Source organism: Paenibacillus sp. D51F (assembly GCF_053345695.1).
The window spans coordinates 117,660-143,061 of the sequence record NZ_JBKFAO010000004.1; the positions used below are offsets into that span (position 1 = coordinate 117,660).

Sequence of the window (25,402 nt, forward strand, 5' to 3'; positions counted from 1 at the left end):
TCCCCACGCAGAAATGCGAAGAAGCCGCTTGCGGCGCAGCCCGGCTGCGCCTGCAAGCGGCTTGTTCAGATGACGGCAGTCCCGCAAAGCGGCTTGTTCAGATGATGGCGGGCCCATAAATCGGCTGGCTGCAAATGCTGCTCGGATTGCGCCCGCAGAAAGGCTGCCCCGCCAACCGCCCCTTTACAAGGGGAGATCGCGCCGATGGAAGAGCCAGATTGCCGCTGCAAAAGCAACCGCCCCGATCACGGCCAAAATCGGCCAAGCCAAGCCGGGATTCCCCCGGCCGGCGATGACGCCGCTCGGATCGTATAGAGAGAAATACGTCAGCTTGCGCAGCCATTCGATCTGGCTGCTCAATTTGCCTAGAAAGTCGAAGCTGTACATGCCGAACGTCAGCACGGCCGACAGCCCCGCGGCCCGCTTCTCATCGTTGGCCGAGGAGGAAATGAGGAAGCAGATGCCTCCGGCTGCGAAAAACAGCAGGAATGCCGCCAAGTTCATCCTCGCGAAAGCCGCGCCGCCGAAAGAGGACAAATTCCCGATAAAGAGGACATATCCCGCAAAACCGCTCAGCGTCGCCACGGTCATGATCGCCAGTAATCCCGTCACGAACACGGCTGCCTGGGTCGCCGCCGCACGGGCCCGGGTGACCGGAACGGACAGCAGGTACGCCATCGATCCGCGGTCCACCAGCCGCGCCATCAGCCGGGTCGAGAACGAGACACTGTAAACGGAGAGGATCAGCACCAGCAGCAGGCCATAGAATTCCCCGGAGACAAAAGCCTCTACCGTGCCGAAACCCGCGCTTAGGTTGAGAGCCTCGGCCATGCCTTTCGGCAGGGAGTCGATCATCCCCTCGACAGCCTTGCTGCTGTTGGCGAAGGAGGGGAAGAGCCAGAACATGAGCAGCATGTAGAAGGCCGCGCCGATCGCATAATTGAGCATGCCTTTGCCGTGTGATTTCATCATATGCCTGTAAAGCGCGATGCTCATAGCCCATTCTCCCTCCTGTCGTAGAAGTCCATGAACACATCCTCCAGACTCTGCCTGTGGATCTCCATATTGACGACCCGATAGCGGGACGCCGCAGCCAAAAACCGGTCATATCCGCCCTGAACGGCCAGCCTGACGCGGCAGCCGCCGAGCAGCTCCGCTCCTGGCCCGGCTTCCTCAGCGAAGGCCCGGGCGTCCGCATCGCTCTCGAAGCCAAGCTCGAACAGCTTGCGCTGCATCGATTGGAGGTCTCGGATATTTTTCACGGCGAGCAGGATGCCGTCCTTGATGATCGCGGCCCGGTCGCAGGTCTGCTCGATTTCCGCGAAGCTGTGGGAAGACATGAGAATGGCGGCTCCTCTCGCTTTCTCCTCCAGCACCAGGTCGATGAACACCTTCTGCATGAGCGGGTCCAGGCCCGAGGTCGGCTCGTCGAGAACGACAACCTCCGGCCGGTGCATGAACGCAGCTACGATGCCGACCTTCTGCTTCATTCCTTTGGACATTTTGCGGATCGGCGTGCGCTCGTCGAACTGGAAGCGTTCGGTCAGCTCTTCCCTTCTCCCCGAATCGTTGACGCCCTGCATATCGGCCATGAAGTCGAGAAAAGAGCGGCCCGTCATCCCTTCGACAAACGAGATCTCCCCGGGCAGATACCCCATCATCCGCTGGACGCGGCCCCGGCCTGCCCAGGCATCCCTTCCTCCTACAGAAGCCGAACCACGATCCGGCTTCATGAATCCCATGATGTGCCGGATCGTGGTCGACTTCCCGGAACCGTTCGGGCCGAGAAAGCCGAATGCCTCTCCTTTCGCTACCGAAAAGGACAGATCGAAAATGCCCTTCCCTCCGGGAAATGTTTTGGACAGATGCTCGACGGCCAGCATCGACATCGCCTCCCGCTTCGAATTTATGAAATATGGAAAGACCTAGATTACAAAACTATCCTATTCCTGAAATCGGGATACGTCAACACTTTTGAACTATGAGTATGCTATAATTTCATTATTCCGAACGGGAGGATCGCCATGAACGGATTCGAAAAGAGAGCTCTTCAAAAAAAAGCGCAAATCGTCCGATCGGCCTTGGAGCTTCTCCGCGAATCGGATCCCTCCGGGCTGCGCATCGCCGACATCGCCCAGAAAGCCGGCGTCTCCCAGGTCACGATCTACAACTACTACGGGAGCAAGGAAGCCCTCTTGCGCGAAGCGTTCCGGGCCTTCATGCAGGACGCGCTACAGAATTTCGAGGCCTACCTGGCCGAAGAGCATACGCTGAAGGAAAAGATCGAGTACATCCTCCTTCAGAAGAAAGCTTCCCACCGCACATTTGATACGGAAACCCTTAGAAAGCTGTGGAGCCAGGATCCGGAGATGGAGCACTATGTCATGGAAGAATACATGGCCAGAGGCACGGAGCTGGTTGTGAAGCTCGTCGAAGACGGCAAGAAAGCGGGCGAAATATCTTCGGAGGTATCGACTTCAACGATCGTTCTCTACCTGCAGATGTGGTCGCAAATGTGGATCAGCCGCATGGACGAGGTGCTGGCCTATGCCGAGCAGCGCGGCGATGCGGAGACGTTCATCGAGGAGATGGTGAAGCTGTTCTTCTTCGGGATCAGCTCTGCCGGAGCGAAGGCCTGAATGACGGAGAGCTTGTAAAATACATGGCGGCCCCGCCTTCTATAAGCATGACTGGTCAAAGAAAAGGTCGTCCAAGTGAAGTTTGGACGGCCTTTTTATTCATTTGCTTTGCAGCTATGACAAGCGGAACCGGGACAACCCGATCTTGCCTGTCAGCACGATCGCCATAGCCCGATCCTTCATGCCGGAGGGCAGCGCAGGCAGCTCCGCCCGGCCTTCGATTCGCGTCCAGGCCTGCGGCCCTCCGGTGCGAGGCACCGGGCAGCGGCCGACGAGCAGCCCCTGCGGGCCGTCCAGGCGAAGCTCGATCATGCCGGCTTCGGCTCCGGCGACATGCGCCACGAATACGGCCTCTCCTGCCGGCAGCAGGCAGTCGCGGTACAGCAGCCAGCCGCTCCCGCCGGCAGGTGCCGCGCTGTCTCCGCCGTCTGTGCAAGCATCGATGCGGATAGCAGCCCTCACTCCAGGGCGTCCCGCACAGCCCGGTGCACCGTCTCGGAGTCGTCGGTGATGCTGTCGATGCCGCTGCGGATGGACTGCGCCACCGCCTCGGCATACGAGGCCAGGAAGCCGTGATCGTTCACGGTGCCGAGCACGTCGCCTGCGTCGCTGACGACAAAGCCGTCCATGCCCCACTCGTCCCGAACGATGCCGTTGATATCCTCGAGCAGATTGCAGGGTATTCCGTTCACGCTGTTGTAAGCCGTCATCATGGAGACCGCTCCGCCCTCGCGGAACGCCGGCTCGAACGCCTTGAGGTAATACTCCCGCTTGTTGCGGGGATCGATGCTTGCGGAGAAGAAGCCGCGCTCCTTCTCGTTGTTGTTGGCGTAGAAATGCTTCAGCGTCGCCGCAGCCCGCAGGTAGAACGGGTCGTCTCCCTGCATGCCCCGTACCAGCGCAGCCGTCAGCTTGCCCGTCAAAAAAGGATCCTCTCCATAAGCTTCCTCCGTGCGTCCCCAGCGCGGGTCCCGCTCCATGTCGACCGTCGGAGCCCAGATGGTCAAGCCGTTGCGCTCCGGATCGCGGCCGTAATACACCCTCGCCTCCTCGGAAATGACTTGTCCGATCTCTTTTATGAGCTCGTCATTCCAGGTGGCGGCAAGCCCGATCGGCTGCGGGAACACCGTCGCTTCCCCGAGCCAGGCGATACCGTGCGCCCCCTCGGTTCCATGCTTGTATTTGGCGATGCCGAGGCGCGGAATCTCTTCCTGATACTGGCTCATCAGAGAGATCTTCTCCTCCAGCGTCAGCAGGGCTACGAGGCTCTGCGCCCGCTCCTTGAGCGGCAGGCCAGGGTTAAGAAAGGGATACGCGTACGTTCCGGTGCTCATGGTCGGCAGCTCCTTGTCTCGTCTCGATTTCACTCTGCCCTTCCCGGGCAAAAGAGGACTGAGACTAGCATAAGGTCGAACGGCCGCTTCCGGTACCCCGCAAATTGATGGCGTTTTCATGTTGGATTTAGTGCTGAGAGGGATCGGATGCCTGCCTGCATCCTTGCGCCATTTCCAGCTTCAATATCGAACGCCTGCACGGCGGCTCGATCCGGATTTTATCGATAATGTGAATGGATTCTATCCCTCCCTTATTCTGCTATCGGACATAGGTTCCGCTATTCTACTAATTATTGGCCTATTTAAACTTTATCGGACATACGATCCGCTATTTTGTCGTTAATATCCATATAGCAATAGGATTTTGTGAAATAAGGGATCGTATGTCCGATACAGCTGTCCAAATGCGATTTGCGCCGGAATAGCGGATCCTATGTCCGATAAGCGATTCAATTAGCGGTTCGATCGGCGGTTCGATAGACAGTTCGACCGGTACACTCCGATCAGCGCTCCGATCGACGGTTCGATCGGCACTCCGATCGGCACTTCAATGGGCGCTCCGACAGCGCTCGATCGGCATTCCTATCGGCAGTCCGATTAAAATTCTGTTTCCACTCCAATCAGCACTTTGATCCGGGCGATATTGAACGCTACAGAAAAGAAAAAAGACCGCCAGAAACAGGCGGCCTCGGTACTCTTGCTTACGGGTTCACTTTTTGCACGGAATCCCTCTGCCGCTCGCGCAGATGTTCCGATTCCGGGAACAGGCGGAGGCCGAGCTCAAGAGCTTTCAGCGCTTCGCCGGCATAACCGTTCTCCTCCAGCGGATAGGCGATATAGCTGAAATCGTCGGCAGAGACGGCATACCGTTCCAATCCTTCATCAAGAATCTTCAGGTACTCGTCCCATGCCGCATCGATTCCGCCGGACAAGGCGATGCCGGTCAAATGATGGGCCAGATTGCGCTGGACTTCGCCTGTTCCTTCACCGAGCAGCAGGTCCAGAATGCCTTTCATCAGCACCTTGAGACCGACATAGTCGTCGTTCATCATGAGGGTGACGCCGAAGCCTGCCTCCGGCAAGAGCACCAGATAACTGCGGAAGCCGGTATCTTGCCCGGTATGGGATACGGCTCTGCGTCCGCGGTACGAACCCGTGAACCAGCCGAGGGCGATTCCATCCATCCAATCTCCATATCCTATGTCGACCCGGGTGCTCCACATCTCCCCTTGGCTGGCTTCCTCAAGCAGACTCTTCCCCTCTGCAGCCTGCTCCGGCCTCAGATAAGCCAGCATGAGCCGGCAGCTGTCTACCGCGTTCATATACAAGGTCGAGCTCGGTCCATGGGCCCGGTGATAAGGAAAAACACGGCTTTTCTGCGGTCCGTAGCGTCCTTCGGGAGCTCCGAGAATATGCGGGGCGGCCAGCTGTGCCGACGGCACCTCCGCCAATAGGAACGTGCTTTCTTCCATCCCGGCAGGCCGCAACACATGCTCCTGCATGTACGCCTCGAAGGACATTCCGCTGACCTTGGCGATGACGTCTCCCAGCAGCTCGAAACCGATATTGCTGTATGCATGCTCCTCCCCGGGATTCCGCTCCAGGCTGCGTGCGGCGAGGCCGCGGATATACCGCTCCAGACTGCCCTCGTCATCCTCCGGACGGTCCCACTGGAAGTCGTCCTCGTCAGGCATGCCGGAGGTATGGCTGAGCAGGTCGCGGATCGTCACCTCGCGTTCCCGGCCGTCGGCGAGCTTGAAGTAAGGGACGTAGCCGCTCGCGGGAGCGTCCAGATTCAATCGGCCTTGCTCCGCCAGCTGCATGACGGCCGTAGCCACCAGCGGCTTGGATACCGATGCCAGGTGAAAAAGAGTGTGCTCGTCCACGGGCTCGCCCGTTCCAGCATCGCGGACTCCGTATCCGCGGGCAAAAACTCCATCTGCGGTGACGATGCCCACCGCAAGTCCGGGCAGCGGCTCCTGCGCCGCAAAGCCGGCCAGCAAAGAGTCCAGGCGCTCCATGATGCAATCATGTCGACTCATGATGATTCCTCCCATTCATATTCGGTTTTTATAGAGAGTTAGGAACATCGATGAGTCATACCAATGGATTCACGCCCTTCCGTATTGGTTTCATTTTAAACGGTTTCCGGCCGGAATGGCGGGTAGAAAACAGGTAGAGAATGGACTTCTGCGATCCCGTTCCGAAACAACGTCTGACGCCGCGCGAGCCTTAGCGAGCCTTAGCAAGCCTGCTGGTGCTATTCGCCTTTATTTGTTCTCGCCCTTGATAAAAATGACCAAAAAAGGCTATGCTAAAACCACTTATTTCAACAGAGGAGGCCGATGTCAAATGACGACTGCATATGCGACTTACAAGCTGATTGTCCCGACGCCGGTCCCTGACGGAGCAAGCCGACTCTGATCCGCAGCCCGCTTCTGCCATGATGGCAGAGGCGGGCGCCGATCGTCGGCGCCGCAGGAGACCATTGGTCTCCTGCGGTTTTTTAATGCCCGCGGGATCCACAGAGATCGCGGGCCTGTTATAGGCCCGCATGCCATCTTGGCCCGCGGTGCCATGCCTGACAAGGCAAGCCCGCATGTTCGCTGCGGGCTTTTTGCTTTTTCCATCCAACCCACGAAAAGAGGAACCAGCCTTGACCTTAAATGCAAACGAGCCGGACGAGATGAACAAACGGAATAAAACCTGGACAGAAACGGACTATACCCTGCGAAATGAGGAATCTGACTTGAGCCTGAAACCAAATGAATGGAATGAACCAACCGAAACGAAGGATCCGATCGAAGGCCATGGGCTCCGCAGCTACGGCTGGAACGACTCCTGGCAGGAACGGCTGGAGAAGAGCCGGGAGCAAACGGGCATCGCCGGCCTCGAGCCCGCCCGCATCGTCGCCCAGTTCTCCCATCTATACCGGCTGGCTGCCGAATCCGGCGAGCATCTGGCAGAAGTGACCGGGCGCTACTCGTTCGACGCTTCCCGCAAGACAGACTACCCCGCGGTCGGCGACTGGGTGCTGGCCTCCGTGCCGAAGCCCGGCGACAGCTCCCGCGCCAGCATCCACGCCCTGCTCGAGCGGAGCTCCGCGCTGATCCGCAAGGAAGCCGGGCAGGTGCAGGACGGACAGGTCGTCGCAGCCAACATGGACTATCTGTTCCTCACGACGGCGATGAACCACGATTTCAATCTGCGCCGCATCGAGCGGTATCTGGTGGCGGCCTGGGAAAGCGGCTCGACGCCGGTCGTCCTGCTCACCAAGGCAGATCTCGCCGACGATCCGGATGATCTGGTGCGGCAGGTCGAGGACGCCGCTCCCGGCGTGCCGGTCCACGCCGTCAGCGCGCAGGAGAATGAAGGCCTGGAGCAGCTCCGGCCGTACATGCGGCCGGGGGCGACAATCGCGGTTGCCGGCTCCTCCGGCGTCGGCAAGTCCACGCTGCTCAACTGGCTGGCCGGCAGCGAGGAGCAGCGCGTGCAGGGCGTCAGAGGCGGGGACGACCGGGGACGGCATACGACGACTCACCGCGAGCTGTTCCGGCTCCCCGGCGGCGCGCTGCTGATGGATACCCCCGGCATGCGCGAGCTGCAGCTGTGGGACAGCGAAGGCTCCCCCGGCGGCCATGCAGGCGCCTTCTCCGATATCGAGGAGCTCGCCTCCCGCTGCCGCTACACCGACTGCACCCATAGCAAGCGCGAGCAGGGCTGCGCCGTGAAGTCGGCGCTTGCCGACGGCACGCTGGATGCCGGACGGTATGAAAACTATTTGAAAACTGGACGCGAGCTCGCCCGCGTCGCACGCAAGGAGCAGTCCGCCGCGCGCAAGACGATCACGCCCGCCGAGAACCGGCTGCGCAACAAGCAGGAGCGCCGCAGCGCCAAGAAGGCGACCAGCGATTGGGATTGACCCGCGCCAAGGGAGGAATGACGCTGTCGTACTGACTTTCGCCAATTGAAGCGCCTGAAGCTGCGTACTGACTTTCGCCAATTGAAGCGCCTGACGCTGCGTACTGACTTTCGCCAATTGAAGCGCCTGACGCTGCGTACTGCCTCTCGCCAAAAGTACACGCCCGCTGCTGTTGGCTGCTCGCCCAGCAACGCCGTCTTCGCCGAGCTTCTTCATGCGGCATGCCTCGGATTGAAGCGCAGCGATCCGTAAGAAACGGTCCCGTCGAAGTCGTGGTATTCTGATCGTACTTGCCGCCCCTTGAAGCCTGGCGCAGCTGAAGCCGGAAGCGGATGCAGGCAGGAATATGAAAGCACGCGGAGGGAATGTCATTGAAAATCTCCCATATACGCTTGTTCGTGCCCAGTGTCCGGGACAGCTTTTTGTTCTACCGGGACATTCTCGGCCTCCAGGTGCTCCACGGCACCGATAATACTCCTTATGCCGAGTTCCTCACGGGGGACATCCGCCTCGCGCTGGAACCGCCGCTCGCCGGCGACGGGCGGGCGCCGATGGACCGCACGCATCGCATGAATTGTGCGCGAGCGACCGGATGGCCGTCATCATCAAGGTGGACGATGTCGACGCGGCATTCAGAGAGCTGCGGGACAAGCAAATCGATTTTGTCAAAGAGCCGCATGACACCCCCGAATGGGGACATAGGGTCGCATACCTCCGCGATCCGGCCGGCAATTTGATCGAGCTGAACGCAGGGCTCTGAGCGGGCATCTGAGCAAGGCTCTGAGCAGGGCTCTGAGCAGGGCTCTGAGCAGGGCTCTGAGCAGGCATCGGGCTTGGACGGCTTGCCGGCCAGCTCTCCATTCCCGGCCTCTGACGATGAGACCGGCTTTGGGTGGTCCGGCTTCGGATCGGCAGAAAGCCAAAAAAAGCTGTTCCTCGGCCGGACTTCGGCTTTCGGAACAGCTTTTTCGTCATGCATCCACTGTCATCCACTGTCCAATTTCACAGCCTTGGATGGGTTCAACCCGCGTAATGACTGTCACGGCCTTGCAGCAGCAAGCCTCCGTCAGCCGATGATCCGCGCCACCCGCGTCAGGATCTCCTGCGTGGAAGCCTCGTCGTTCACGTCGTACTCGTCGATGTTCAGCCGAAGCACCGGACAGGCGTTGAATTCGCCGATCCACTTGGCGTAGCGGGCATGCATATGCTCCCAGTACGACACCTCGGTCTGTATCTCCATCTCCCGTCCCCGCTCCGCGATCCGCGCCAGAATGGACGGAAGGCTGCCTTCGATATAGATCAGCACATCCGGATGAGGGAAGTACGGCGTCATCACCATCGCCTCGTAAAGGCTCGTATAAGTCTGATAATCCGTCGGGGACATCGTGCCTTGATCGGCGTGCATCTTGGCGAAGATGCCGGTGTCCTCGTAGATGGAGCGGTCCTGCACGAAGCCGCCGCCCATCTCGAACATCTTCTTCTGCTCCTTGAAGCGCTCGGCCAGGAAGTAGATCTGCAGATGGAAGCTCCATCTCTCGAAGTCATGGTAGAACTTGTCCAGATAAGGGTTGAAATCGACCTGCTCCAGCGAGGTGCGGAAGCCGAGGCTTCTCGCCAGGGCGGAGGTCAGAGTGGATTTGCCGACCCCGACGGTGCCGGCAACGGTAATGACAGACTTCTCGGGAATGCCGAATGGATTCATTTTATAAGTGCTCCTTTAAACGGGCGACGATCTCGTCGAACTGCCCGCGGTCGGCGACAAAGTCGACCGTATTTCCGTCGATCGGAATGATGACGGTACCCGGCTCGCGCTCCGCCAGGGAAGCCATCGCCGTATCGTAATCCTCGATCAGCTGCTGCAGATAATCGGAGGACATCTCCTCCTCGAACGAACGGCCCCGCTTGGCGATTCTCGCAAGCAGCACATCCAGATCGGCCCGGATGTACAGAATGACGTCCGGCTTGGGCAGATCGTCGGTCAGCACATGATAGATATGGCGGTACTTGTCCTTCTTGATTCCTTTGAGCGTACGCTCGCTGAAGATCAGGTTCTTGTAGATATGATAATCGGCGATGACCTGCTCGCCGGCTTCGAGACGAGGAATGACAGTGTCCTCCAGCTGCTTGAAGCGGTTGCAGAGGAAGAACATCTCCAGTTGGAAGCTCCAATCGTCCATATCCTGATAGAACTTGTCCAGGAACGGATTCTCCTCCACGATTTCTTTGACCAGCGGAAGCTGCCACTCTCCGGCCAGCATCGTGGCGAGCGTCGTCTTGCCGGCTCCGATCGGGCCTTCGACGGCTATATACGGTGCGCGTTTCATCGTTGCTTATATCCCCCTTGATTACGGTCTTACGGTCGATGCACAAAAACAGACTTCCCCATTATATCTGCTGCGAGGTCACAGGAGAACCACTTCCCGCCCAAAATTATTGCCAACTGCTGCAAGTAGAAGAGAAATCAGACAGAGTCCCTCTTCCTATCCCCTGCTGCTCTTCTATCTTCCCCTATTGGGAGCGGGCCCTTATGGCATCCTGCGCCTGCTAGCCGCGAACCGTCAGGATCCGATGATCTTCTGATAGCTCGCAATGTCGAGCCAGCGGCCGAACTTGCGGCCGACCTGCTTAAAATGCGCGCATTTCTCGTAGCCGAGCCGCTCGAACAGGGCGATGCTGCGCTCGTTCTCCGTGCAGACGGTCGCCACCAGCGCATGGAAGCCGAGCTCGGCAGCCTTCTCCTCCAGAGAAGCTACGGCCCGGCTGCCCGTCCCTTTGCCCCGGCGTTCCGGGTCCAGATAAATCGTGATTTCGGCGGTCGTATCGTAGGCCTGCTTGTTTTTGTGCCGGGTCAGCAGGGCGTAGCCGGCATAAACCCCTTCTTCTTCGATGACATAGGTCCGGTAGCGCGGATCGCCGCCCATGACATTGGCGCGCATTTCTTCCAGGCTCAGCGCCTCGGTATGGAACGAGATCGTCGTATTCAGGACATAGTGGTTGTAAGTCTGGAGCACTTGCGGCAGATGCCGCTCTTCGACCGGAGCCATGATCATGAGCCGCTCTCCCCCTTCCACCGGAATGTCTCCGATCGGTAATCGATGCCCATGGCATGGAACCATTCGTTCAAGCCGGTCCACAACCGCTCGCAGCGGGCATGGACCTCCAAGACATCCCGCAGGTCGCCGTCCATGACCATAGCCGCCAGCTCCAGGAAGCCGTCCGGACGCGAGGGCATCGCCGAAGCTTCCTCGAAGCTGCTGGCCCTGGTCGTGAAATAACGGCGGTTCGCCAGCCCGATCAGCTTGGCCGCCTGCCACGAGAGATCGTAAGCCGCGCGGCGCATATACGCCCCGTCTCCAGTCGAGACGGCGTTGCGGATTTTCCCCATCGTTTCATAGGGCTCCCAGACCATGAACTCCCTCATCACCTCGCGGAAGGCGGAGTCGGGAGCGCTTCCGACGGCGAGCCTGGCTTCCTCAAAGAGACGGCCCGGATCGTGAAGGGCGACTACATCGGCGTAGGAGCCCGCCTTGACCGCCCAGCTGTCGTCGACGGATGCGGCTCCCTTCAGCCAGGCCGATCGCTGCATCGCTCCGATCTCCAGCTTGAAGGGAAGAATGATCTCCTCCTGTCCGGGGAGATCGACGCCGTCCGGCGTCAAAATGCGGATTTCAATATCCGAATAGGGTCCGTCGCTCCCACGGGCCAGCGAGCCGTAAACGCCGACCGCCAACATGCTTCCGCCGTCCCGCTGCAGGACCTCTTCTTTCACCTGATGGATGAACTTCCATTTATCTTCCCTTGAAGTCGCAGCCGGATAAGGCAGCATCGCTTCAACCTCCTTGAACGGACAGCCCTGTTATCGTCCTCTTGCGTTCTTTCCTAATTCGACAAAAGATTCGCTCCCCCCTTCTCCCTTGTCCGTTGTGCAAGACTGAAACCTCCATACACTCTATAGTTATTGCAGCACATTCTATAGTTTGGTGGGTGCCGCCCTGAGGCTGGCTTCGGTATTCTGAAATTGGTAAGCGTTTTCATTTATTCTTGAAATCATGGAGGATTCCAGTGAGAAGATCTCTGTCAGCCATCTTGTCCATGCTTATCGCATCCATGCAAAAAAAGCCGTAAAGCCATTCAGGGCGATACGGCTAAAAGCAAGACAGTTAAGCAAAGACAGTTAAGCAAGACAGTTAAGCAAGACAGTTGTCTCCATCCGATGCAGACTTAAAAAATCGGACAGATTCAAGCCCACGACCGAAATAGGCCTCGGCGGCTTAGAGCTGAAGCTTCAGCCCGACAGCGGCGCCATGATCCCGGAACGTTACGGAGCGAATGCCGACAAGAGGCGGCAGCTGGCTGCCTACCGGGATGACGATTTCGTCCAGCATCGTCTCCGGCAGCTCCAGAGAGCGGATGGAAAGCGACTGCGGAGTAAGGATGAGATCGGGACTTCTCCATTCCAGCTTGTAGCCCGCCTTGGCGCCTACCGTCAGCAGGTTTTTGTACTTGGCGCTTATATCCGCAGCCATGCGGTCTCCGTCCAGTTGAATCCGCACGCCCTCGATCTTCAGCTCCGGCCTGACCTGCGGGTTTTCCGCGAGCTGGGCGCGGACAAGATTGGTGATATCCTCCTGGGAGAGAAACACCTCGGCTTTGCCGGATTGGATCATCTCGGCGGCTTTGCTTCTGAAATCCAGCGGAGCGTGGTCCAGCGTCAGCTTCTCCACCGGCCTGACGTACCAGATCGCCGCTCCTCCCGCCAGCAGCGCCACGACCAGCAGCGAAACAATGAATCCCCATATGATTTTGCGCATTTCAGATGCACCTCCGTTCGGCCGAAACCGTTTTTATCCTGCGCAGGCCTGCTGCGGCCTGTCCTGCCAGCCGCTTGGCTTCCATTGACAAAGGATCGTGCGGGGAGTATAACAAAACTACCCATCGAATGCCGCCAAGCCGCGCCGACGCTGCAAGCGGCGGCAGAGCCTTCGCTATCGGCCGGCACTCCCTTGCAGGGCTGCGCCTCCAAGACGCGATCCCAGGATGGACAGGCAGCCGCACAAACGTGATCAGGACGCACGTCCCGCACAGGGACGTTTTTTCTTATTTTAGCCCTCCCCCATCATCTTGCCAAACGGAAAGGAAGAGAACGCGTATGAATTCCAGCACGCCCCAGTCCCCCGGTCCGCTGCCCGAAGCGGGCAAAGCCAAGGAGGAAGCGGTACGCATCCCTCTCGAGGAGATCATGCATGCCCAGCTGACGCTGAATGAAGTCATTACCCGCACCCCGCTGCAGCCGAACCGCGTCCTCTCCAGCCGTTACAACTGCAACGTGCTGCTCAAGCGGGAGGATCTGCAGGTCGTGCGCTCGTTCAAAATCCGCGGGGCCTACTACCGCATCCGCACGCTGCCGCCGCAGGACCTGGAGAAGGGCGTCGTCTGCGCCAGCGCGGGCAATCACGCTCAGGGCGTCGCTTACTCCTGTCAGACGCTCGGCATCCGCGGAAAGATTTACATGCCCAGCACGACTCCCCGCCAAAAGGTGACGCAGGTCCAGTTCTTCGGCGGCGACCAGGTCGAGATCGTGCTGACCGGCGACACCTACGACGACGCCTATGACGAAGCGATGAAGGAATGCGCCCGCACCGGAGCCGCCTTCATCCATCCGTTCGACGACCGGGCCATCATCGCGGGCAACGGCACGGTCGGCAAGGAAATCATGGATGCTGCCGAGGCGATGCCGGACTACATCTTCGTCACCGTCGGAGGCGGCGGGCTGGCGGCCGGAGTCGCTTCCTACATCAAGGCGGTCTCGCCCCGCACGCGCATCATCGGCGTCGAGCCCAAGGGCGCGCCTTCCCTTGATGCCTCGCTGCGCAGCGGGCAGGTCACGCCGCTCGACTCCATCGACAAGTTCGTCGACGGAGCCGCCGTCAAGCGGATCGGCGACCTCACCTTCGCGATCTGCCGCGACCTGCTCGACGATGTCGTGCTCGTGCCGGAAGGCAAGGCCTGCACGACGCTGCTGAGCCTGTACAACGAGAACGCCATCGTCGCCGAGCCGGCCGGCGCGCTGCCTGTAGCCGCGCTGGACATGTACCGGGACGAGCTGGAGGGCAAGACGGTCGTCTGCATCATCAGCGGCGGCAACAACGACGTCGACCGGATGCAGGAGATGAAGGAGCGCTCCCTGATGTACGAGGGGCTCAAGCATTATTTCACCGTCAACTTCCCGCAGCGCGCCGGAGCCCTGCGCGAATTCCTCGACGAGGTGCTCGGACCGGACGACGACATCGTGAGATTCGAGTACACCAAGACGCATAACAAGGAGAACGGCCCCGCCCTCGTCGGCATCGAGCTGAAGAACCGCGAGGACTATGGCAGCCTGGTCAGCCGGATGAACGCCAGAGGCTACCAGTTCATGGAGCTCAACAAGGATCCGGTGCTGTTCGATCTGCTCATCTGAGCCTGCTTGAGGCCGGACTTGCAAGGCCGCTGCGATTGCGCAGCGGCCTTTTCGGCTTTCTTTGATTTTCAAGCCCGGGCTTGAGGAGGGTTCTATAAAAGAAGGGCCTGACGCAGCGGCGGCGGATGCGGCACACTGGACTCATCCCATACCTGATCGAGGAGATGATTCCATGAAAAGATTTCCTGCTTCTGCTGCGGCTGCCGGAATTGCTGGAGAGAACACAGCGCGGAGCGGCGCGATGAGAAGTTTTCTTCTCCGCTTGGGCGCGGCGTTTCTGTCCGCTGCAGCGACGGGCATCGTCATGGCGGGCCTGTGGGCAGCAGAATTCCATTCTATCCAAGGAGCCTGGATGCAGCGGCTATTGGGAGCCGTCCTGGTCTTCATCTATGCCCTGCCCTTCCATCTCTTCTACGGCATTCCCGCCTCCTGGGCCATCGGCCGCCTCAGCGCCAGAACTCTCCCCTCCTCCATTCGGCTCATCTCGGAACTGCTCCTTCTGTATCCTGCAGCCGGGCTGCTTCCGGCCATCGCCGTCGGGGAGGAGGCACATGGAGTCTACTGGATCTTCGCCGCTTCGGCCCTGCTCTATCGCCTCATGCTTCTCCTGTTGGACATGATTTGGAAAAACCGAAGGCGAATGGCGGCTCTCGCAGCTTTCTGTTTCAAAAGGAATTGAAATCATCATTAAGCTAGATAAGAAACGGTGCGAGAAGAGGTCTTCATCCTATGTTTCCAAATAAACGCGTAAATCAAGCAGGCCCATTCTCAAATGCATGGGCCTTTGATGAATCGCCTTGGAAACCGAAGGCTTGAATCTACGGCTGCAGTCACATCATCCTGATGGGATCGATTCCAATTCATGCATGCCAGGCTTCTTTCCGCTCTTATTCTCCCCCTTCGCTCATTTGGATGGCCCTTCTTGGTTAACCGAATGACCTAATGTTTCCGATGCATGCCGAGCACAAAAACAGTCTTCATTCCAGGAAATCGAGTGAATGTTTAAATCTTATCGGACATACGTTCCGCTATTCGAGCGATTTCGATCGATTTCCAACTTTATCGGACATACGTTCCGCTATTCGAGCGATTTGGATCGATTTCCAACTTTATCGGACATACGTTCCGCTATTTTGGATTTTACATCTTTATATCAATAGAATTCATATAAATAACGGATCCTATGTCCGATCCACCACCAATAACCTCGATATTCGATAAATAACGGATCTCATGTCCGATCAACTTGTTCCCTTGCTCTGGTTCTTGCTCTGGATCTAGCTCTAGCTCTAGCTCTGGCTTTGGCTTTGGCTTTGCTCTGACTCTTGCTCCTGCTCCTGCTCCTGCTTCTGCTCCTGCTCCTGCTCCTGCTTCTGCTCCTGCTTCTGCTCCTGCTCCTGCTCCTGCTCCTGCTCCTGCTCCTGCTCCTGCTCCTGCTCCTGCTCCTGCTCCTAAATGGTAGTCCCTAACGCAATCCCGCTCTGTTTCGACGACTCCTATCTGCTTAAAGAACTTGCAGAGCCCGCCGTCTCACTCAGGCAGAACAAAAAACCAAAAGCCCCCGAAGTTAACTTCGGGGGATTACCGCTATCCACAAGCTGAATCTCCAATCCGTCTACAATGGGATCCGCATCAGGATGGTCGATTATTGCTTGAGGCTAGCTCCGATGCTTGCGCGCATCGAGAATGATGCCGGCCGTCTCCTCGATTGCCCGGTCCGTCACGTCGACGACGAGGCAGCCGAGCCGGCGGAACAGGCTGCGGGCATGCTCCAGCTCCTCAGCCACCCGCTCGAGGCTGGCATAGCTGACGCTGGACGGGAGCCCCATCGTCTTGAGGCGCTCGATGCGGATATTGATCAGCTTTTCCGGGTCCATCGTGAGGCCGACAAAGACGCTGCGCGGAAGCTGGAACAGCTCCTCCGGGGGCTTCACCTCGGGCACAAGCGGATAGTTGGCCACCTTGTAGCCTTTGTGCGCCAAATAGATGCCGAGCGGAGTTTTGGAGGTGCGGGAGACGCCCAGCAGGATGAGATCAGCCTGGTTCCAGCCGGCTATATGTTGCCCGTCGTCGGCCTTGACCGTGTACTCAACGGCTTCGACGCGGTCGAAGTAGGCCTGATCCATCCGGTGCAGGCCGGCTTCTCCCTTCGGCAAGGAATCGAAGGTCTGCACGAACCCTTCCATCGCAGGGCCCATCACATCCACCGCGCGCACGCTCAACCGGACGGACTCCTGGCGAAGCATTTCGCGCAGCTCCGGGAGCACGAGCGTATACACGACGAGGCTGCCGGTCGCGGCAGCGCGCTCCATCAGCTCCCGGACCTCATCCTCCGACTTGATGTTCGCCCAGCGCTCCGTCCGGACCTTCTGCGCCTCGAATTGCCGAATCACGGCCCGCGCGACCGCCTCCGCCGTCTCTCCGGCCGAATCCGATGCGACCATGATCGTTTTCATTTCATCATCCAAGCTTCATCCTGCCCCCTAACCGCCCGTGCCGGGCTTCAGCCTCTCGACGAAGCCTCGTAGAATAGCCGCGTGACCGTTGTTTTCGTAATTCTCCCGATGACCTCAACCTTGTCGGCCGAATCGCCCGCATGCGGCTGGACCACGGGCAGGCCGTCGATCTCGGAAGCAATCATCTTGCCCATGGCGTCACGGACGGTATCGTCGGGCGACACCGTTACGAGGTTGGGATATCTCGTCATGACGAACCCGAGCGGCATGGCGGAAGCCTGCGGGTTGCCCAGGGCAACCTTGAGCAGATCCTTGCGCGAGACAATGCCAGCCAGACAGCCGGATCCATCGATGACGGTCAGGCTCCCTACGTTCTCCAGAAAGAGCGTCACGACGGCGTCGCTCACGGTCGCCGTCTCCCGCAGCGCCACAGGCACGCCCATCACCTCGCGGACCGGCAGCAGCGAAGCGTCGGCTGCGGCGCCAGGCCGGGAGAGGCTCTCCTCGGCCTCGCCGAGAAAGTAGCCTACCTTGGGCTTGGCGTCAAGATGGCCCAGCATGACGAGCAGTCCCAGATCGGAACGGATCGCCGGGCGGGTGACCCCGAGCAGCTCCGCGATCTGCTCGCCCGTGATCGGAGCGCGCCTGCGCACCGTCTCCACGATTTTCTGTTGCCGGGTTGAAAGTTTGATTGCCGTTCCCTCCGCTCGCTTCATTTCTTTTCTCATTGTAACCGATGCCGATATTTTTTCACACCGGGAGCGTGGAAGGCTGGCTGACGGGGAGCGCCTGGCTTGGCTTGAGCAAGTACCCTGCATCCTGGCTTCGCGCGGCTGTGCCGGCTGTCTTGTTTCTGCCGCCTAATCGGATGGAGATACCTATCTTACCTATAATGCTGTTAGCCTGTATGACCTATTGCTCGTATTGCTTGTATTGCTGAATTGCTGAATTGCTTGTATTGCTTGTATTGCTTGTATTGCTTGTATGGCCCTATTGCCTTTACTGCCCCTATTGCTTCTACTGCCTCTAATGTCTTTATTGCAAGTTTTACCTGTTTACCTGTTTTACCTGGTTTACCTGTTTTGCCTGTTTGCCTCTACTACGAGTTTTACCTGTTTTGCCTCTATTGCCTCTACTACGAGTATTACCTGTTTTGCATATTTGCCTCTACTACGAGTTTGCCTGTTTTACCTATTGCCTGTTTGCCTGCTGGCCTGTCTACCTGTTTGCCTGCTTATCTATATCGCCTGTATGGCCGGTGCTGGCTCCGCTGATCGAATCTCTTTCTTAGATGGTGCCGACTCCGGCACTTCTGCCGACTCCATGGCTCGCGCAGCCTGCGTCTTCTCCGCTTCCTCAGCCGCCAGCGCCGCCTGCGCGGCCGCGATCCGGGCCATCGGAATACGGTAAGGCGAGCAGCTGACGTAATCGAGGCCGATGGAGTGGCAGAAAAAGATGGAATCCCGGTCTCCCCCATGCTCCCCGCAAATGCCGGTCTTGAGCCCAGGACGAGCTTCCCGCCCTGCTTTTGCGGCCATGGCGACCAGTTGCCCCACCCCTTCCGCGTCCAGCACCTGGAATGGATTATGGGGCAGCAGACGCCGCTCGACGTAGTTGGCCAGGAATTTGCCCTCGGCATCGTCGCGGCTGTAGCCGTAGGTCATCTGTGTCAAATCGTTCGTGCCGAAAGAGAAGAAATCTGCATGAGCCGCGATGGAACGAGCAGTCAGCGCCGCCTGCGGCACCTCGATCATCGTGCCGATGGAAATGGGGCAAGCCTGACGCTGCTCAGGCGTGAGCAAGCGGCCGATGACCTCTTCGATATCGGTTCGCAGCAGGCTGAGCTCAGCAGCAGTCCCGACGAGCGGCACCATGATCTCCGCCTTCACGTCCACGCCGCGCGCGAGGCAGGCGGCGGCAGCCAGACAGACGGCTTCCGCCTGCATGCGGTAGATTTCCGGATGAACGATGCCGAGCCGGCAGCCTCGCTGCCCCAGCATCGGGTTGCTCTCGCGCAGCGAATCCGACATGCGCAGCAGCCTCTGCAGCCGGCTGCGCTCCGCCTCGTCCGGATCGGCTTCCAGCTTGCGCTGCAGCTCCTCTTTTCCAGGGAGGAACTCATGCAGCGGCGGATCCAGCAGGCGAATCGTCGATGGAAGGCCGTCCATCGCCTTGAATATCGCCTCGAAGTCCTGCTGCTGCATCGGCAGCAGCTCGGCAAGAGCCGCCTCCCGCTCCGACGTCGTCTCAGCCGCGATCATGCGCTGCATGACCTTCAGCCTCTCGGGGGCGAAAAACATATGCTCCGTTCGGCACAGCCCGATGCCTTCGGCTCCGAAGCCGCGAGCCGTCCGGACATCCTCCGGCGTATCGGCATTGGCGTACACAGCGAGTCTGCGGATTCCGTCGGCCCAGCCGAGCACTTCCAGCAGCTCCTCCGTGGCAGCCGGCTCCCGCAAGGGCACTTTGCCCGCGATGACGCGTCCGGTACCTCCATCGAGAGTGATCCAATCCCCTTCCCGAATGAGCTGCCCGCCTGCCCTCATCTGCCTGCCCTCCAGATCGACGGCCATATCCTCGCAGCCGCATACAGCGGGCTTGCCCATGCCTCGCGCGACGACCGCCGCATGGCTTGTCATCCCGCCCCGGCTCGTCAGAATGCCCTCGGCCGCCAGAACGCCGTGAATATCGTCAGGCGTCGTCTCCGGCCGCACGAGAACGACCGGCTTCCCTTCGCGAGCCCAGGCGTCGGCGCGGTCTGCATCGAATACAGCCATCCCGATCGCCGCTCCGGGTGATGCCGGCAATCCGCAGGCCAGCGGCTGTACCCCTGCGGATTCATCGATGCCCCGGTGCAGCAGCTGCTCCAGATGAGAGATGTCCATCCTGCGCACCGCTTCCTCTCGGGCAATCCGGCCTTCGCGGACCAGATCGACGGCTATCTTCAAAGCAGCCTGGGCATTGCGCTTGCCCGTCCGGGTCTGGAGCAGGAAGAGGCGTCCGTGTTCGACGGTGAACTCGATGTCCTGCATATCCCCATGGCGCTTCTCCAGCTTGGCGCACCAGCCGGCGAGCTCCTCATATATGCCCGGCATGGCGGCGGCAAGCTCGCTGATCGGCCGCGGCGTCCGCACGCCGGCGACGACATCCTCGCCCTGAGCGTTCACGAGAAACTCCCCGTACAGGCCGGCGTCGCCCGTGGACGGATCGCGGGTGAAGACGACTCCCGTCCCGCAATCCTCTCCCCGGTTGCCGAACACCATGCTCTGTATCGTCACTGCCGTACCTTGCGTATCGGAAATCCGATTGATGCGCCGATAGACCCGGGCCCGCTGATTGTTCCACGAGCGGAACACAGCCTCGACCGCCATTCGCAGCTGCTCCCTCACATCCTGCGGAAAAGGCCTGCCCGACTCTTGCTGAATGCACGCTTTATAGGAGGAAATCAGCTCTTTCCAGGCATCCGCGCCCAGCTGCTGATCCTCCTCGCAGCCTTTCTCCCGCTTCAGCTTCTCCAGCAGCTGCTCGAAGCGCCAGCTGTCCAAGCCGAGCACAACCTCGCCGAACATCTGGATCAGCCGGCGGTAGCAATCGTACGCGAATCGCTCGTTGCCGGTCGATTCGGCCAGCGCCTCCACCGTATCGTCGCTCAGCCCCAGATTGAGAATCGTATCCATCATCCCGGGCATGGAGGCGACCGCGCCCGAGCGCACCGAAACGAGCAGGGGATTCATGCGGTCCCCGAATTTCTGCCCGATCTTATTTTCCAGCGCAAGGAGGGCATCCGAGATCTGCGCCCACATTTCTTCGGTCAAATGCTCGCCGAGGCGGAAATAATCCCGGCAAGCCTCGGTCGTCACCGTAAATCCTTGCGGCACCGGAACGCCGGCAGCCGTCATCTCGGCCAGATTGGCCCCTTTTCCTCCGAGCAGCTCCTTCATCCCGATATTTCCTTCTTCTAAAAAGTAGGCATACTTGATCGCCATCGCTTTACTCGCTCCCTTCCGGACGGCCGGCTGCCTGCTCGCGGCAATTCAAGGATTCGCACACGCCGTAGAAAGTTTTGACTCCGTTCGTGGGAAGGGTATACATGATTTCATTGCAATGCTTGCACAAAACAAATCCGTATTCGAGCGGGGCTGCGGAAGCGGCTTTCGGCTGAGCGTTCATCCTATCCATCTCTCCTGTCGTAAATTGGATTACCAGGCGATGCCGGCTTCTTGAGCTTGCTTGCTGCGCGGCTGCCCGCCGCAGCTTCGGGCGATCAGCGCCGCCAGGTCGATGACACGGCAGGCATAGCCCCATTCGTTGTCGTACCAGGCCATGAGCTGGATGCTCCGGTCGCGGACCATCACGCTGAGTCCATCCACGACGGCCGACTTGGAGCAGCCGATATAGTCTGCCGACACAAGCGGCAGCTCGCTGTATCCGACATAGCCGGCCAGCTCGCCTGCGGCTGCATCCCGAAAAACAGCTTTTACCGCCTCTTCGCCGGCATTCGTCTCCAGTCCGAGCTGCAGCTGCAGCAGAGAGACGTCGGCCACCGGCACTCGGACCGCCGTGCCCTGAATGCGGGAGGCCAGCTCCGGCAGCACCTCTTTCAGCGCCTTCGACATGCCCGTCGCGGCAGGCACGATCGAGGAGCCGCAGGCTCGGGCACGGCGCAGGTCGCGATGCGGATTGTCCATAAGGTTCTGGTCGTTCGTGAACGCATGAATGGAAGTCGCCCATCCCTCGCGAACGCCAAAGGCTTCATGAACAACTTTCAGCACAGGCGCCAGGCAGTTCGTCGTGCAGGAGGCGGCGGATACGATCCGATGCTTCATAGGATTGAAATCCGCCTCGTTGACTCCCATAACCGCCGTCAAATCGGCTTCGCCGGGAGAAGTGAGCAGCACTCTGGAAGCGCCTGCGCTTAGATGGAGATCCAGCATCGCTCTTGCCGCAAACGCTCCTGTGGCGTCGATGACAAGCCCGATCTCCAGCTGTCTCCACGGAAGACGGGAAGGGTCCCTCTCCGATACGAGCGCCAGCCGGCTGCCATTGATCAGCAGCTCTTGCTCGCTGACAACGGCGATATCCGCTTTCCAGCGGCCGTGCACCGTGTCGTATTCCAGGAGATGGGCCAGCGTGGCGGCCGTGCAGGTCGTATTGACTGCCCCGAGCTCGATTCCGTCCGTCTCCAGGTCGATCAGGCGCCTGATGCACAGCCTGCCGATTCTTCCGGTTCCGCTGATCGCAACTCTCATTCCCATTCCTCCATTTCCCGCAAATATGATGCCTATTATTTAAATATGACGCCTCATAGGGCATGAAGAGCCCTTCCCGCCTCGCTCATTCCGGAGCAGATCATGAGAGCCGTCCTTCCCGCGGAGCTTCTTTTATACGCAAAAATCCCTCGCCGCTGCCGCTTGATAGGCAGATGCTCTAGGCGGAAAACAACCGGATTCGGTCAGACTGCCGCCTCCCGGCCCCCGTCGATGACCTTGAGAGATAAATCATGTCGCGTCTGGATATGGCGAAGCGTGCGGGTTTCGGCGCGCATCACGACCGAGTGGGTCCAAACCGTTCCGTCCGGGCGATAGCGGACTCCGTCGAGGAAGTCTCCCTGCGTGATGCCCGTAGCCGCGAAAATAACGTCGCCGGTCCCGACCATATCGTCCATGCTCAGGACGCGGCTGGCGTCGACGATTCCCATTGCGGCGCAGCGTCCGGCCTGCTCCTCGTCCTCGGGCAGCAGCCTTCCTTGCAGCTCGCCTCCAAGACATCTCAGCGCCGCCGCTGCCAGCACGCCTTCCGGCGCCCCGCCGGAGCCCGCATAGATATCAACGCCGGATTCGGGATAACAAGTCGCCATCGCTCCCGCCACGTCACCGCCAGGCAGCAGTCGAATTCGAACGCCAAGCTTCCGCAGCTCGCTGATCGCCGCTTCGTGCCGTTCCCTGTCGAGGATGGCGACCGTGATCTCGGCAAGCGGCTTGCCAAGCTCCCTGGCCGCTTTGCGCATGGTGACGGACAGCGGGTCAAGCAGGCTGAGCTTGCCCGAGAGCGCGGGTCCGACAGCGAGCTTCTCCATGTACATATCCGGAGCGTGGAGCAGGCTCCCCCTCGGCGCCATCGCCAGCACGGACAAAGCCCCGTTCAAGCCGCGAGCCGCCAGCTCCGTCCCTTCCAGAGGATCGACGGCCACGTCGACTTCCGGACCGCTGCCGCGGCCGACGCTCTCGCCGATGTACAGCATCGGAGCCTCATCCATCTCGCCTTCGCCGATGACCACCGTGCCGCGGACAGGAACCGAACCGAACATCCTCCTCATCGCTTCCGTCGCGCTGAGGTCCGCCTGATTTTTGCTGCCCCTCCCAACCCAGGGTGCCGATGCCAACGCGGCCAGCTCCGTTACGCGCACAACTTCCAATGCCAGTTCCCGTTCCATGTCCTCATCCCTTCTTCTTTCCTTCTGCCAGATCGCATCCGACTCTTTTCGGAATTAATGTATCATATTTTATATATGACGCACAATAGGCTAATTCAGCATCAATAATGACTCCTAATTGAGTCTGGCCTACCATGGAATTATGGGAGGATAGGCTGTTAAGCCTACCCAGGAGATCGCCTCGTTCCTTTGGCAAAAAAATAGACCGCCTGTTTCAAGGCGGCCTAGCGAGATTTCTTGTGAATCGATCTGTTATTTATCCGAAAACCATCATATTCCTATACGGGTCGGACACAACGATCCGTTATATTCAAAAACTATCCCATCCCAATGTGGATCGGACATACGATCCGTAAGTTACTCGAAACCTTCAATTGCCTTTGCTTTTCGGACATACGATCCGTTATTTAGCCGAAAACCATCACATTCCTATGCGGATCGGACATACGATCCGTTATTTGTGAACAATTAGCTATATAACAATACAAACTGTAGAAATAGCGGATCCTATGTCCGATAAATGCGTCCATGAGCGAAAACCTCGAAAATAAGGGATCCTATGTCCGATAGGCTAATGAGGTTGCTTGAGCATGAGCCTTCTCAGGGATTGAAGTTGCCGAAACCATCTCTCCCTCTTACCTCTTACCTCTTACCTCTTACCTCTTACCTCTTCTCTCTTATCTCTTACCTCTTACCTCTTACCTCTTACCTCTTACCTCTTCTCTCTTCTCTCTTCTCTACATTTCTCTCACTTCCCCTCCCTTTCTCTCCTCATCACTCCTTTTTCTTCTGCTCATCAGTCATTATCCTGTCGGATATGTGTACCATGGCGCCGTTTCACTTCGCCACCTTTTTCTTCTCAACGTCCTCTCTCCATTCCATTCCTCTCCTCTCCTCTCCCTCTCCTCTCCTCTCCCTCTCCCTCTCCTCTCCCTCTCCTTCTCTCTTCTTCTTTTCCATTCCCCTCTCTCCTCCCCCCTGCACTCACGCCGCCCCCGCTTAAAAACTCCCCCTAAACACAAAAAGGCCGTCCGCAAGGGACGGCCTGACGGCCTCTGGCCTCTTAAAACGATCTAGTTCTCGCTTCTATTTCTTCCATCCACACAAGCACTTGCCTCCGCGAAACGCCTCCTACCAGGCGTATGCGTTCGGAGCTTCCCCGCCCGGTCCGGGGAAGATTTCGTCGATCCGCTGCAGGACGGACTCGTCCAGCTTCAGCTCGACCGCGCGCAGGGAGCGCTCGAACTGCTCCAGCGTCCGCACGCCGATGATCGGAGCCGTCACAGCCGGCTGATGCAGCAGCCAGGCCAGCGACACCAGGTCTTCCGTCTCGCCAAGCTCGTCGCACAGGCGGCCGTACTGCTCCAGCTGGTCCTTGTGCTTCTCCCAGCGCTTGTCGCCGCTGCGCTGGCCGGCGTCGCCGCGGCGGATGTTGCCGGAGAGCAGGCCGCCGTCGAGCGGGCTCCACGGAATGACGCCGATACCGAGCGCCTTGGCGGCCGGCAGCACCTCGAGCTCCGGCAGGCGGGTCAGCAGGTTGTACTTGTGCTGTTCCGAGACGAGCCCGAGGAAGCCGCGGGCTTTGGCCTCTCCCTGCGCGACCGCGAGATCCCAGCCGGCGAAGTTGCTGGAGCCGACGTAGCCGATCTTGCCTTGGGCGACAGCCGTCTCGAAGGAGCCCCACAGCTCGTCCCAACGGACGCTGCGGTCGATATGATGCATCTGGTACAGCTCGATATGGTCCGTCTGCAGGCGGGTCAGCGAGCCTTCCAGATGGCGGCGGATCTTATAGGCGGACAGTCCGGCTTGCCTGTTGGGGCCGTCATGGCTGTCATGCATGTCGCCGTAGGCTTTCGTCGCGAGCACGGTCCGTTCCCTGCGGCCGCCTCCCTGGGCGAACCAGCGTCCGATGATCTCTTCCGTCCGGCCGGAATTCTCGCCCCAGCCGTAAACATTGGCGGTATCGAAAAAGTTGATTCCGGCATCCAGCGCCGCATCCATGATGGCAAAGGCATCCTTCTCCTCCGTGCCGACGCCGAAATTCATCGTTCCCAGGCACAGGCGGCTGACCTTGAGCCCCGTTCGTCCAAGCGTAGTGTATTCCATCGCTTTCCAACTCCTTTTTCAACAGAAATGAGGATCTATGGCAAGATGGCGG

21 protein-coding genes and 3 pseudogenes are annotated in these 25,402 nt (G+C 59.2%); 6 read left to right on the plus strand and 18 right to left on the minus strand.

What is annotated here, in order from left to right:
* Positions 1-183: 183 nt before the first annotated feature.
* Complete coding sequence (locus tag ACLBWT_RS09585; RefSeq protein ID WP_447662845.1) at positions 184-996, minus strand: ABC transporter permease subunit; 813 nt, start codon at positions 994-996, stop codon at positions 184-186.
* Positions 993-1,883: an ABC transporter ATP-binding protein gene (locus ACLBWT_RS09590; RefSeq protein ID WP_447662846.1), complete on the minus strand. Its 891-nt coding sequence runs from the start codon at positions 1,881-1,883 to the stop codon at positions 993-995. The genes ACLBWT_RS09585 and ACLBWT_RS09590 overlap by 4 nt, the downstream gene beginning before the upstream one ends.
* 141 nt (positions 1,884-2,024) lie before the next feature.
* Between ACLBWT_RS09590 and ACLBWT_RS09595 the strand changes: the two genes are divergently transcribed.
* On the plus strand, positions 2,025-2,639 hold the full coding sequence (locus ACLBWT_RS09595; protein WP_447662847.1) for a TetR/AcrR family transcriptional regulator: 615 nt from the start codon (positions 2,025-2,027) through the stop codon (positions 2,637-2,639).
* A 114-nt stretch (positions 2,640-2,753) separates the two neighbouring features.
* Here the strand turns inward: ACLBWT_RS09595 and ACLBWT_RS09600 are convergent, their stop codons facing one another.
* The 3 genes and pseudogenes from ACLBWT_RS09600 to ACLBWT_RS09610 form a co-directional block, all read right to left on the minus strand.
* Complete coding sequence (locus ACLBWT_RS09600) at positions 2,754-3,101, minus strand: carbohydrate-binding protein (protein WP_447662848.1); 348 nt, start codon at positions 3,099-3,101, stop codon at positions 2,754-2,756.
* A pseudogene (locus ACLBWT_RS09605) lies at positions 3,101-3,973 on the minus strand (glycoside hydrolase family 3 protein); the annotation flags it as partial. The pseudogene ACLBWT_RS09605 and the gene ACLBWT_RS09600, both read right to left, overlap by 1 nt.
* 701 nt (positions 3,974-4,674) lie before the next feature.
* Positions 4,675-6,015: a serine hydrolase domain-containing protein gene (locus ACLBWT_RS09610; RefSeq protein WP_447662849.1), complete on the minus strand. Its 1,341-nt coding sequence runs from the start codon at positions 6,013-6,015 to the stop codon at positions 4,675-4,677.
* Positions 6,016-6,728: 713 nt separating this feature from the next.
* Here ACLBWT_RS09610 and rsgA point away from each other — a divergent pair.
* The 3 genes and pseudogenes from rsgA to ACLBWT_RS09625 all read left to right on the plus strand — a co-directional run.
* A complete protein-coding gene (rsgA, locus tag ACLBWT_RS09615; RefSeq protein ID WP_447663100.1) occupies positions 6,729-7,895 on the plus strand; it encodes a ribosome small subunit-dependent GTPase A in 1,167 nt (388 codons plus the stop codon).
* Between the two features lie 365 nt (positions 7,896-8,260).
* Positions 8,261-8,416 (plus strand): annotated as a pseudogene (locus ACLBWT_RS09620) (VOC family protein); the annotation flags it as partial.
* A 38-nt stretch (positions 8,417-8,454) separates the two neighbouring features.
* Positions 8,455-8,655: pseudogene (locus ACLBWT_RS09625) on the plus strand (VOC family protein); the annotation flags it as partial.
* A 306-nt stretch (positions 8,656-8,961) separates the two neighbouring features.
* Here ACLBWT_RS09625 and ACLBWT_RS09630 read toward each other — a convergent pair.
* From ACLBWT_RS09630 to ACLBWT_RS09650, 5 genes are all read right to left on the minus strand, one after another.
* Positions 8,962-9,597 carry a deoxynucleoside kinase gene (locus tag ACLBWT_RS09630; protein WP_447662850.1) on the minus strand — a complete coding sequence of 212 codons (636 nt, stop codon included), beginning with the start codon at positions 9,595-9,597 and terminating at the stop codon, positions 8,962-8,964.
* A gap of 1 nt (position 9,598) precedes the next feature.
* Positions 9,599-10,219, minus strand: a complete 621-nt coding sequence (locus tag ACLBWT_RS09635) for a deoxynucleoside kinase (protein ID WP_447662851.1) — start codon at positions 10,217-10,219, stop codon at positions 9,599-9,601.
* Positions 10,220-10,453: 234 nt separating this feature from the next.
* Entirely contained in the window at positions 10,454-10,945 is a 492-nt protein-coding gene (locus ACLBWT_RS09640) for an N-acetyltransferase family protein (RefSeq protein WP_447662852.1), read from the minus strand.
* Entirely contained in the window at positions 10,942-11,721 is a 780-nt protein-coding gene (locus ACLBWT_RS09645) for a kanamycin nucleotidyltransferase C-terminal domain-containing protein (RefSeq protein ID WP_447662853.1), read from the minus strand. The genes ACLBWT_RS09640 and ACLBWT_RS09645 overlap by 4 nt, the downstream gene beginning before the upstream one ends.
* 445 nt (positions 11,722-12,166) lie before the next feature.
* Positions 12,167-12,706, minus strand: a complete 540-nt coding sequence (locus ACLBWT_RS09650) for a hypothetical protein (RefSeq protein WP_447662854.1) — start codon at positions 12,704-12,706, stop codon at positions 12,167-12,169.
* Positions 12,707-13,044: 338 nt separating this feature from the next.
* Here ACLBWT_RS09650 and ilvA point away from each other — a divergent pair, with 338 nt between their 5' ends.
* Together ilvA and ACLBWT_RS09660 are read left to right on the plus strand one after the other, a co-directional pair.
* Complete coding sequence (gene ilvA / locus ACLBWT_RS09655) at positions 13,045-14,355, plus strand: threonine ammonia-lyase IlvA (protein ID WP_447662855.1); 1,311 nt, start codon at positions 13,045-13,047, stop codon at positions 14,353-14,355.
* A 172-nt stretch (positions 14,356-14,527) separates the two neighbouring features.
* Positions 14,528-15,034 carry a hypothetical protein gene (locus ACLBWT_RS09660; RefSeq protein ID WP_447662856.1) on the plus strand — a complete coding sequence of 169 codons (507 nt, stop codon included), beginning with the start codon at positions 14,528-14,530 and terminating at the stop codon, positions 15,032-15,034.
* Positions 15,035-16,013: 979 nt separating this feature from the next.
* On the opposite strand, the gene ACLBWT_RS09665 is transcribed toward ACLBWT_RS09660, so the two are convergent.
* The 8 genes from ACLBWT_RS09665 to ACLBWT_RS09700 form a co-directional block, all read right to left on the minus strand.
* On the minus strand, positions 16,014-16,811 hold the full coding sequence (locus tag ACLBWT_RS09665; protein WP_447663101.1) for a pyruvate, water dikinase regulatory protein: 798 nt from the start codon (positions 16,809-16,811) through the stop codon (positions 16,014-16,016).
* 47 nt (positions 16,812-16,858) lie between these two features.
* Entirely contained in the window at positions 16,859-17,527 is a 669-nt protein-coding gene (locus ACLBWT_RS09670) for a helix-turn-helix transcriptional regulator (RefSeq protein ID WP_447662857.1), read from the minus strand.
* Between the two features lie 522 nt (positions 17,528-18,049).
* Positions 18,050-20,797 (minus strand): pyruvate, phosphate dikinase, encoded by a 2,748-nt coding sequence (gene ppdK, locus ACLBWT_RS09675; RefSeq protein ID WP_447662858.1) that lies wholly within the window; start codon positions 20,795-20,797, stop codon positions 18,050-18,052.
* Positions 20,798-20,801: 4 nt separating this feature from the next.
* Positions 20,802-20,981 (minus strand): GapA-binding peptide SR1P, encoded by a 180-nt coding sequence (locus ACLBWT_RS09680; RefSeq protein WP_447662859.1) that lies wholly within the window; start codon positions 20,979-20,981, stop codon positions 20,802-20,804.
* A gap of 29 nt (positions 20,982-21,010) precedes the next feature.
* Entirely contained in the window at positions 21,011-22,060 is a 1,050-nt protein-coding gene (gene gap / locus ACLBWT_RS09685) for a type I glyceraldehyde-3-phosphate dehydrogenase (RefSeq protein ID WP_447662860.1), read from the minus strand.
* 203 nt (positions 22,061-22,263) lie between these two features.
* The gene (gene glpX, locus ACLBWT_RS09690; RefSeq protein ID WP_447662861.1) at positions 22,264-23,244 is read right to left on the minus strand and encodes a class II fructose-bisphosphatase; all 981 of its coding nucleotides are present in this window, start codon (positions 23,242-23,244) and stop codon (positions 22,264-22,266) included.
* An 837-nt stretch (positions 23,245-24,081) separates the two neighbouring features.
* Positions 24,082-24,204 (minus strand): hypothetical protein, encoded by a 123-nt coding sequence (locus ACLBWT_RS09695; RefSeq protein WP_447662862.1) that lies wholly within the window; start codon positions 24,202-24,204, stop codon positions 24,082-24,084.
* Between the two features lie 171 nt (positions 24,205-24,375).
* Positions 24,376-25,350, minus strand: a complete 975-nt coding sequence (locus tag ACLBWT_RS09700) for an aldo/keto reductase (protein WP_447662863.1) — start codon at positions 25,348-25,350, stop codon at positions 24,376-24,378.
* Positions 25,351-25,402 lie beyond the last annotated feature (52 nt).